Origin of the sequence: Mesorhizobium sp. M7A.F.Ca.CA.001.10.2.1 (assembly GCF_003998575.1) — a bacterium.
Taxonomy (GTDB): domain Bacteria; phylum Pseudomonadota; class Alphaproteobacteria; order Rhizobiales; family Rhizobiaceae; genus Mesorhizobium.
On record NZ_RZQY01000209.1, the window covers coordinates 1 to 8,975 of the forward strand.

General features: G+C 58.5%; 8 protein-coding genes and 2 pseudogenes. 7 read left to right on the forward strand and 3 right to left on the reverse strand.

Features of this window, described 5'->3' with window-relative positions:
* Nucleotides 1–239: 239 nt before the first annotated feature.
* The 6 genes and pseudogenes from EN964_RS15415 (at nucleotide 240) to EN964_RS15440 (ending at nucleotide 4,887) form a co-directional block, all read left to right on the forward strand.
* On the forward strand, nucleotides 240–596 hold the full coding sequence (locus EN964_RS15415; RefSeq protein ID WP_127266999.1) for a hypothetical protein: 357 nt from the start codon (nucleotides 240–242) through the stop codon (nucleotides 594–596).
* Nucleotides 597–604: 8 nt separating this feature from the next.
* The gene (locus EN964_RS15420; protein ID WP_127266998.1) at nucleotides 605–937 is read left to right on the forward strand and encodes a hypothetical protein; all 333 of its coding nucleotides are present in this window, start codon (nucleotides 605–607) and stop codon (nucleotides 935–937) included.
* Nucleotides 938–972: 35 nt separating this feature from the next.
* Nucleotides 973–1,074, forward strand: a pseudogene (locus EN964_RS38570) (ABC transporter permease); the annotation flags it as partial.
* Between the two features lie 188 nt (nucleotides 1,075–1,262).
* Complete coding sequence (locus tag EN964_RS15430; protein WP_127266997.1) at nucleotides 1,263–2,459, forward strand: ABC-three component system protein; 1,197 nt, start codon at nucleotides 1,263–1,265, stop codon at nucleotides 2,457–2,459.
* Entirely contained in the window at nucleotides 2,456–2,944 is a 489-nt protein-coding gene (locus EN964_RS15435) for a three component ABC system middle component (protein ID WP_127266996.1), read from the forward strand. The genes EN964_RS15430 and EN964_RS15435 overlap by 4 nt, the downstream gene beginning before the upstream one ends.
* Nucleotides 2,941–4,887 carry a DUF3732 domain-containing protein gene (locus EN964_RS15440; RefSeq protein WP_127266995.1) on the forward strand — a complete coding sequence of 649 codons (1,947 nt, stop codon included), beginning with the start codon at nucleotides 2,941–2,943 and terminating at the stop codon, nucleotides 4,885–4,887. The genes EN964_RS15435 and EN964_RS15440 overlap by 4 nt, the downstream gene beginning before the upstream one ends.
* 80 nt (nucleotides 4,888–4,967) lie before the next feature.
* Here the strand turns inward: EN964_RS15440 and EN964_RS15445 are convergent.
* Nucleotides 4,968–5,212, reverse strand: a pseudogene (locus tag EN964_RS15445) (MoaD/ThiS family protein).
* Between the two features lie 167 nt (nucleotides 5,213–5,379).
* Between EN964_RS15445 and EN964_RS15450 the strand changes: the two are divergent.
* Nucleotides 5,380–6,702, forward strand: a complete 1,323-nt coding sequence (locus EN964_RS15450; protein WP_127266994.1) for a hypothetical protein — start codon at nucleotides 5,380–5,382, stop codon at nucleotides 6,700–6,702.
* 144 nt (nucleotides 6,703–6,846) lie between these two features.
* Here EN964_RS15450 and EN964_RS15455 read toward each other — a convergent pair whose 3' ends face one another.
* Both EN964_RS15455 and EN964_RS15460 read right to left on the reverse strand, forming a co-directional pair.
* Nucleotides 6,847–7,092 (reverse strand): MoaD/ThiS family protein, encoded by a 246-nt coding sequence (locus EN964_RS15455; RefSeq protein ID WP_027035223.1) that lies wholly within the window; start codon nucleotides 7,090–7,092, stop codon nucleotides 6,847–6,849.
* On the reverse strand, nucleotides 7,080–8,975 hold a 1,896-nt coding region (locus EN964_RS15460), incomplete at its 5' end, for a xanthine dehydrogenase family protein molybdopterin-binding subunit (RefSeq protein ID WP_164775825.1). The genes EN964_RS15460 and EN964_RS15455, both read right to left, overlap by 13 nt.

The following is an 8,975-nucleotide window of genomic DNA, read 5'->3' on the forward strand; positions in this document are numbered from 1 at the left end:
CCTCAATGTCGCCGCTTTGCCGGCCGCGGCGTGGGATCAAAGTTACAACTGAACAATCTCGCCCGCGATTTGGTTCCAGGCCCCGTGACTTGGTTCCAGGCATGTTCGAATCCGGCTGCGGGAAGGCCCGGGGAGGGGCGAGGGGTTGCGGAGGGTGGGAAGGCGCATGGCCGCAGCTATCGCCTTGTGGGATGAAGAGGTCTATGCAGGCCCTTCACAAGGCTTAGGAGAGGCTTCGGATGAGAAACGCAATCTGCCTCGCATTGACTGCGGCAGTGGCCGGGTGCGCGACCTCCCCGGTCGACTATGAGGCGTCGCTTTCGCAGCAGGACCAGAAATGGGCTTCGCCGGCATGCCAACAGGCCCGCAGGGCGGCTTCGGATTACCAAGCTCGCGAGAAGGAGCATCCGGGGTGGGGTTTCGGCGTCTTGCTTGGTCCATACTCGATGGGGCTCGTCGCAGCCATCAAGGAGCATGAGCAGAAGCAACGAAAGCTGTTCGCCCGCGAGGTGCACCTGCAATGCTCAAGCCTGCCGCTGCCGAAGGAACTGCAGGGCAATTTGAACCCGGGGGTGCGGCCGACGAAGTATCCATAGCCTCTGCATTGTTCAGCCTGCAGAAGGCACTGCCGGCCCTGAATGCGGCGTTGGCGCGCACCGGCCCCGAGGCCGTTGAAGCACGGCTGCAAAGCATCGGCGACGATCCGAAGCTCCAAGGTCTCGCGCAGCTGGCCAAGAAAGACAGTCTCTCCGCCAAGAGCAACCTGCGCTACGTCGACAGGATCCTCAAAAGCATCGAGAGTGGCTTCAACACGGTTGATGGCGACATTCTGGTCAAGAATGACCAGGGCCAGTACCAGCTCGGTGATTTCTCGATCTCGTTCAAGGGCCAGGCGATGCTGACCTCCAGGGATACATTCGAAGCATTCGCGGGCTGAGTCGCCTCGCGGCACCCGTCACCTCGGCATGAAATCTCCCGGTGCTGACGACCCTGCTAATGCCCGAGGAGGCAAGGCGGATCTTGTTCGTGCTGTTCGTGACGGCGGCGTATTTGCGGATCGTGGAAGAAAAGTAGCCATTCACTCGTCACAATTCGCGCCAGTGTCCAAGGCCGCAGAAATCACAACTGCGCAGCAATTTTCGCACTCGCCCATCAAATCGAGTGGTTGTTTATTTAAAATAACCCAGATATTTAAATCGCAAACATAGATGGGGGATGAGTTGGAACGTGTCTCAAATATCCTGTTATTGAGTTTCCGGTGAATGACCGACTCTAGTTCGGCGTTTTCGGCAGCGGAGCAGGGGCTAGGTTATATATATCAGGCCAGATTTGCACTCCTGAAGGTGCTCGATCTTCCGGAGGATGGTGCTGTATACATCGAAAGAAATGATGACGTAGAATTTGTAGCCACCAATGCAGGTGTCTCGCTGGCTTCGCTTAAGCACAAAGCCCCAGGAGACAGGCTCTCGGACTTATCGGTCGACTTCTGGAAGTCGGTGCGCATATGGATCAAATACTACAAGGCGAGCGGTATGGAGGCGTCTGACGCCCGCTTCCTTTTGTTCAGCACTGCGAGTATTTCTCCCAACTCATTCCTTACCCTGTTTACCGGTGTGCAAGCAGATGACGGCACTAGAGCTGAAGTGGCCGCGAATATTCTGGCTCAAAGCCAGTCCCGTGAAATCGCAAAAGTCAAATCCGAACTCGATGGTTTGACCGCCGAAGAGACCCGAGATTTCTACGGACGCATAACGATCTTCCCAGCGGCACCACGAATTAATGAAATTCCGATGTTGGTGGATCAACGGCTTCGCACCGTCCGCCGAGAATTCCGCGTCGCTTTGTTCGAGAGACTTGAGGGTTGGTGGACCGACACCGTTATTAAGCTTCTGTCTGGCGAACGGAAGAAACCGATCAAGGTCCAGGAGGTTTCCGACAAGCTTGCGGCGCTCGCCGACGAGTATCGAGCGGATAACCTGCCCATAACGTTCCGAAATCGCCATCCAGACGGCAAGATCGATGCCTTAAACGACCCACGAATATTCGTTGAGCAACTGCGTGTGCTCGATCTGCCGGCAGGTCGAATCCAAAACGCGATCCTCGACTACTACCGGGCGTTCGAACAGCGCTCGAGTTGGGCTCGCGAAAACCTGCTGGTCTCGGGTGAGATCGAGGAATACGAAGACCGTCTCGTCGAGGAATGGGCACATTATCGGGAGATCGCATTCGAGACCATTACCGATGATAGCCAACCTGATGCATGCATTGCAGCCGGCAAAGAGCTTTATCTTTGGGCAGAGATGGAAACGGAAAGGCTAAGAATACGGGAGCGCGTCATGGAGCCATATGTGGTTCGCGGTGCTTTCCATATTCTCGCCAATTCGACTCCATCTCCCCGAGTTTATTGGCATCCGCGATTCATGCAGCGCTTGGCTCAATTGTTGGGCATTGCCGCATGAAAAGCTGGAGCGAGCGGCCAATTGAGATTCGCAACCTCTTCAACCCTGCATTTTGTGGCCTTGTGCTCTTTCGCGCTTTATCTGGGTTCGAGGAGGAAGCCAAAGAAGGCATGCCATTCTCGTTGTCCCTGCTGATTTTGCCATTGTGTTTGCAGCGCCAGTCTCGTGAAACTTTGCAGCGCGGAAACCGCGGTTATTTCTTGAAGGTGGTTGCGGAGCATCCGGAACTCCAAGTTGGATTCGACCGTCGTTGCACCGATATCCTTCCGTTCACTTTCGAAGCACTCGGGTTGCTCATGCATGTCGATGCACTGGCTGTTCAGCCGGACGGCCGGTTGCTTTCCAAGCCAAAAGGTGTGCGAAAGACTATTAACGGCACTCCTGAGTCCATAGCTTGTCAACGCGTTGCGGCGTTCTTGGGAAAAGAGTTCGCGCGCATTGGTGATAGAGGAACTATCTATACCACACTGGGCATTAGACCATGAAGATCAAGTCAATCCATATATATAGTAATGATGGCCGCCGTCGGGATGTGATCTTTCATGATGGCCTCAACGTAATTACTGGCAGGTCCTCCACCGGCAAATCCGCCCTTTCGGATATCATCGAATATTGCATGGGACGATCGACCTTCAACGTGCCCGAAGGCGTGATCCGGGATCACGTAACTTGGTACGCGGTTATTTATCGTTTCGAGGGCGAACAGGTGCTCGTGGCGAAACCAGCTCCTGTACTTGGTGCGCAAAGCGGAAGTACCGTCATGGTTCGCCGCGGAGCCGTGCTAAATGCACCAGCGTTCAACGAACTCGTAGTCAACGACACTGATGACGGCGTCGTCGCTCTGCTAACGGGGTTGCTCGGCATTCCTGAGAATACCACCGATGTTCCGCTTGAAAACAGTCGGGACAGCTACGATGCAAACGTAAAACATACCTTCTACTACCTGTTCCAGAAACAGGCGATTGTAACCAACAAGGATCAGTTGTTCTATCGCCAGAACGAGCCGCACCAGCCGCAAGCGATCAAGGACACGCTACCCATCCTGCTGGGGGTGTCTGGTAGAGACAAGTTTACACTGGAATCCCAACTGCGCATTGCGCAACGCGAGCTTCGCTTAAATGCAAAGCTCGTCCAGCAAGCCAACGAAGCAATCGACAGTTCCGAGGAGCGCGCGATCGGCCTCCTGTCGGAAGCTCGGGCCGTTGGCATTCTACGATCCATTGGCGGCGACGAGGTGGCGGTCGTCGATCTTCTCCGACAGGCTCTTGACTGGCAACCAACGCCTACACCCGAAGACGACGGTCAAAGGGTGTCAACCATCGAGAACGACTTGGTCGATCTCAGGGAACGACGTCGAGAGACACAGCGCCGGATAGAAAGCGCGCAGCAGTTCGCCCGCCGAGCGGAAGGTTTCCAGAGCGAAGTTACGGAGCAACGGGATCGCTTGAGTTCTATCAAGGCACTCCCCTCCAACAAGGCCACAGGGGAATGGCAGTGGCCATTTGTAGAAGCCAACCTCGGCATGACAACCCCTATTGCCGAGGCACTTTTATCGGAACTCGCCTCTTTGGATCGCGAACTGATAGCTGTGACTGGCGAACGGCCCGCCTTAGAAGCCTATTTGGTCGAGCGGCAGAAGGAAGTGGTCTCGATAGGAGACGACCTCCGAAGCAGGGAGTTGGAACTAGCTTCCGCCATTGCGGCCAGCGAAGTAATCGCCCAGACGGGCAGCAGGAACAACGCCGCTTCACGTGTGGTCGGTCGCATTAGTTTGTTTCTGGAGAACCTTGTACCCGATACCGAGATGACGAAGCTTAAGAATGAGGAGCGCCGACTCAAGGCCAAGGTAGAAGGTCTCGAACGAAAGCTTGGCGCCGATGATACAGAATCTCGTTTGGTATCGACACTCAGCAATATCTCTATGCATATGTCTGGATACATCGCCGCTCTCGGTGGTGAGTTTGGCCAGTACCCGGCTCGCCTTGACCTGCACAATCTCACTGTCGTTATAGATCGGCCTGGTCGGCCGATCTATATGAACAGGACAGGTGGCGGCGAAAATCACTTGGCGTATCATCTGGCCGCACTACTGGCCCTTCATCGGTTCGCTTCGACTTACGGTCAGCCCATACCGAGATTCATGCTAATCGACCAACCGACACAGGTATATTTTCCTTCGGAGAAGGCTTACGCGGAAGCTGGAGGGTCAATCGAACAGACTGAAAAGGATGCCGATCTGGAGGCCGTTAGGCGGCTGTTCGAGGTCCTGTCTCGGTTCACGATTCAAGATGCGCCCGGCTTCCAATTGATTGTTACTGAGCACGCGAACCTACGTGACGATTGGTTTCAAGCCGCGTTGGTTGAAGGGCCATGGACTAAGCCGCCAGCTCTTGTTCCCGACGACTGGCCTGATATTCCTCTCACATAATGAAATCTTTGCGTTGTGTTCGCTATTTCAATTCACTTGGCCAGATCTGCGTCGTCGACGGCGGGGATACGGCTGTCCGCCTACCCACCCGCCAGCCTCGGCAGCAGAAAATCTCCGCCCCCTGCGGCAATTCCTTCGACCACGTCTCGCGATAGATCGTCCCATCGATCGCCACCGCGATGCCTTTGTCGATCCAGGGCTCGAGGCCGGGATACTGTTCAGCCAGCTTCCTGAACAGCTCCCTGATGTCCTTGGCTTCGACCTCGACCTTGCTCTTGCCGTCGGCAAGCTGGCCGACGGCGCCCCAAGGGGTGACTTCGACCATCAGCGCACCCCTCGCCCTAGCCTTCCCGTTCCGCCTCGATCGCCGCCAGGCCGACTAGCAATGTGACAAACAGTTGAAGAACGAAGACGTCGATCGTCACATCAGCGTGCACTGGAAGTAATGAAAAATCGGTCCTTTAAGCATTCACTTGAAATGATGGGTAACGAATGGATACGCTTCAATTCGAAATCGCCCGCTTCCTGGCTGCAAAGGCTTTGCATAAGAGGCGGACGACATACCAGCAGGTTGGTGAGGCAGTAGGCTGGAACCATCCAACGGGCCGCGGGCTTGGGCGAAATCTCGAGGTCATTCTGCACTATTTGGCGGATCGTGGGCTGCCGCCTCTCACGACGATCCTGGTGAAGAAGGGGGAGCGGCATCCAGCTGAAGATGCGATGGCATACATCCGCAGCGCACTCGGAGCTATAGACATCGAGGCTGCCCAGCAAGAGGTGTTTGCGTTTGACTGGACGTCGGTTCCAGAACTCGCCCCGGCCACCGATACCCTACCCGATGGCCGGCAGGTCTGGCTGACATCGTTCTGGGGCTTCGATCCAGCCAGCTGGGGATGCATCGGATTTGCCGACGAAGCTCGGCGGGCCCGTTACCTTAGCAACTCCAAGCCGGGGACACTGGTCGCGATCTACGTGACCAAGGGAAAGGGCCCGGAAAACATGCGCGGCAAGGTTGTCGGGGTGCTTGAGATCTCCCACGAGATCGGTCACGCGCAGGAGTTCATCTCGGGGGATCGCTGGGCCGAAAAGGAGCGCGATCAGGACTCCCGTGGGAAGTGGCTTTATGCGGTAAAGGCGACGAGGGCATGGCGCATCGTTCCAGAGGATTGGCGTCGAGTGGAGGAGTTGTTTCCTCAGGCTTATCGTGGCTCGAATGCAGAACTCATAGGAGCAAACGGTGTCCCCGTCTCAGCCGACGAGGCGGCAGAGCTCTATGAGTTGGACGTCTACGAAGTGCCGGTCTATGGGCAGACGGAGCCCGTGGACCCGACAATTCAGACCCTCGAATCCGCGCTTAGCCCGAGCCGCGCCGTGAGACCGGCCTCACGGCCTTACTGGGTCGGGGAGACGAACGGGCCGAAGCATCTCTACATACTCCGCCTCGTGGGTAACATCGGAGCCTATCTGGGACGTCGGGATGATGAAGTCGAAGACAAACACATCATCAAAGTAGGCTTCTCAAAGAGCCCGCAGGCGCGCCGCGATCAGATCCAGAGCGCCTATCCCAGAGGAGCCTTCCATTGGGAGGTCTTCAAGCCAAGCCCTCAGCCCGACACCGCACCATATGCGAGTGCAGAAATTGCGATCGCCGGCGAGGACGCCATGAAGAAGCGCCTCGTGGAAGATGGCGCAGAGGTGCTTGGTGGCGAGTTTTTCCTCGCAGACGACAACCTGATCTATCGGATCTGGGCAGCGGGTAGCAACGCGGCGAAGGCAGCGCAGGATGGACTGCGGAACCAGCAATTTCCAGAATAGGCGCCGACGGTTCGAGCTCTACAACAGCCAAGCAGCAGGTTCTATGCCTAGTATCGACCCATCGGCACCCGAAACCAGACAGTCCGCTTGCGGCCCCACCACGACATGATGTTAAGCGATGGTGCCGAGGCCCGGCTCTCCCCCTCATCCCCCCGCCAGTCGCGGCAACAGAAAAATCTCCGCCCCCTCTGGCAGCTTCTTCGACCACGTATCCCGATAGATCGTCCCGTCGATCGCAACCGCGATGCCTTTGTCGATCCAGGGCTCTAGGCCGGGATACTGTTCAGCCAGCTTCCTGAACAGCTCCCTTATGTCCTTGGCCTCGATCTCGACCTTGCTGTTGCCTCCGGCGGTCGCGGCGAGCGAGCCCCAGAGCGTTACTTCGACCATTCCCGTTCCGCCTCGATCGCCGCCAGGATGCGCGGCGGCGACATCGGGATGTGCGTCATGCGCACGCCCGCGGCGTTCGACACCGCATTGGCAATCGCCGCCAGCGGCGGCACGATCGACGTCTCGCCGACACCGCGCACCCCGTAAGGGTGGTTGGGGTTGGGGATTTCGAGGATCTGCGTGTCGATCATCGGCAGGTCCGAGCAGACCGGGATGCGGTAGTCGAGGAAGCCGGCGTTCTGCAGCCGCCCGTCCTTGCCGTATATATACTCCTCGTTGAGCGCCCAGCCGATGCCTTGCGCCGCACCGCCCTGGTACTGTCCCTCGACATAGGTCGGGTGCACCGCCTTGCCCGCATCCTGCACGACCGTGTAGCGGATGACCCTGGTGGCGCCGGTCTCGGGATCGACCTCGATATCGCAGATATGGGTGGCGAAGGAGACGCCGGCGCCATCGGCGACGAGTTCGCTGTGGCCGGCGATCGGCCCGCCGGTCTTGCCCGACTCGACCGCGATCTCCTTCAGCGACAGCTTGCCGAGATTGCCGTGCTTCTCGCCCTTGGCGACCGCGTGGCCCTTTTCCCAGACCACGTCGTCGACGGCAATGTCCCACATCTGCGCAGCGCGCTCGCGCAGGATTTTGATCGCATTGCGGGCGGCCGAGATCGTCGCCATGGAGGACGAGAAGGTGCCGCGGCTGCCGTCCGTCATGTCGTTGTAGCCGAGGCTGGACGTGTCGGCGACGATCGCCTTGACCTGGCTATAGTCGATGCCGAGCTCCTCCGCCGCCACCAGCGACAGCGACGCGCGCGAACCACCGACATCGACCGTGCCGACGGCAAGCGAGACCGAGCCGTCCATGCCGATGTTGAGGTCGGTGCAGGTCTGGCCGCCGAAATTGAACCAGAAGCCGCAAGCCATGCCACGGCCCTGGTTCTTGCCCAGCGGCGCCTTCATGTGCGGATGGCTCTTCACCGCCTCCAGCGTCGGGCCGATGCCGATCGGTCCGTAGACCGGGCCGTAGGAGGACCGTGTGCCTTCCTGCGCGGCGTTCCTGATGCGGAAGTCGACCGGATCCATGCCGATCTTCTTGGCCAGCTCGTCGACAGCACTTTCCACCGCGAAGGCCGCCATCGGCGCTGAGGGCGCGCGATAGGCTGCGGTCTTCGGCCGGTTGACCAGCACTTCGTAGCCGACCGTCTTGACGTTATCGAGCTTGTAGCAGGCGAATGCCGTCATGGCGCCGATCTCGGCCCAGGAGCCGGCATACGGGCCGCAGCTGTAGCGAAGCGTCGCTTCGGCGGCGGTGATCGTGCCGTCCTTGCGGGCGCCGATCTTGACGTCGATCGAGGTGGCGCTGGTCGGGCCCGAGGCGCGGAACACCTCGTCGCGGGTCATCACGAGCTTCACCGGCCGTCCGGCCTTGCGCGACAGCGCCAGCGCCACCGGCTCGGCCCAGACATGGGTCTTGCCGCCGAAACCGCCGCCGATCTCCGAGGAGGTGACGCGCAGTTTCGAGGCTTCCATGCCAAGCAACTGGGCGCAGTGCTGGCGGTAGACGAAATGGCCCTGCGTGCACACCCAGAGATCAGCGGTGCCGTCGGAGCTGAAATTCGCCACGCAGGCATGCGGCTCGATATAGCCCTGGTGCGTCTGCTCGGTCTTGAAGGAACGCTCGACGATAAAGTCGGCCTGCCCGAAACCCTGATGGACATCGCCATGGCCAAACTGGCTGCGCTTGGTGACGTTGGAGGGTTTTACCGGTTTTTCCTCGAGGCCCTCGGTGAAGATGGCATCATTGATCAAGGGCGCCGTGTGCTTCGCCGCCTCGTCGACATCGGTGACATGCGGCAAAAGCTCGTATTCAATCTCGATGAGCTTCAG

Bases quoted from the DNA above. Each gene is read 5' to 3' on its own strand.
- EN964_RS15430 (WP_127266997.1), top strand. From the start codon at position 1,263: ATGACCGACTCTAGTTCGGCGTTTTCGGCAGCGGAGCAGGGGCTAGGT.
- EN964_RS15455 (WP_027035223.1), bottom strand. From the start codon at position 7,092: ATGGTCGAAGTAACGCTCTGGGGCTCGCTCGCCGCGACCGCCGGAGGC.
- EN964_RS15450 (WP_127266994.1), top strand. From the start codon at position 5,380: ATGGATACGCTTCAATTCGAAATCGCCCGCTTCCTGGCTGCAAAGGCT.
- EN964_RS15415 (WP_127266999.1), top strand. From the start codon at position 240: ATGAGAAACGCAATCTGCCTCGCATTGACTGCGGCAGTGGCCGGGTGC.
- EN964_RS15440 (WP_127266995.1), top strand. From the start codon at position 2,941: ATGAAGATCAAGTCAATCCATATATATAGTAATGATGGCCGCCGTCGG.
- EN964_RS15435 (WP_127266996.1), top strand. From the start codon at position 2,456: ATGAAAAGCTGGAGCGAGCGGCCAATTGAGATTCGCAACCTCTTCAAC.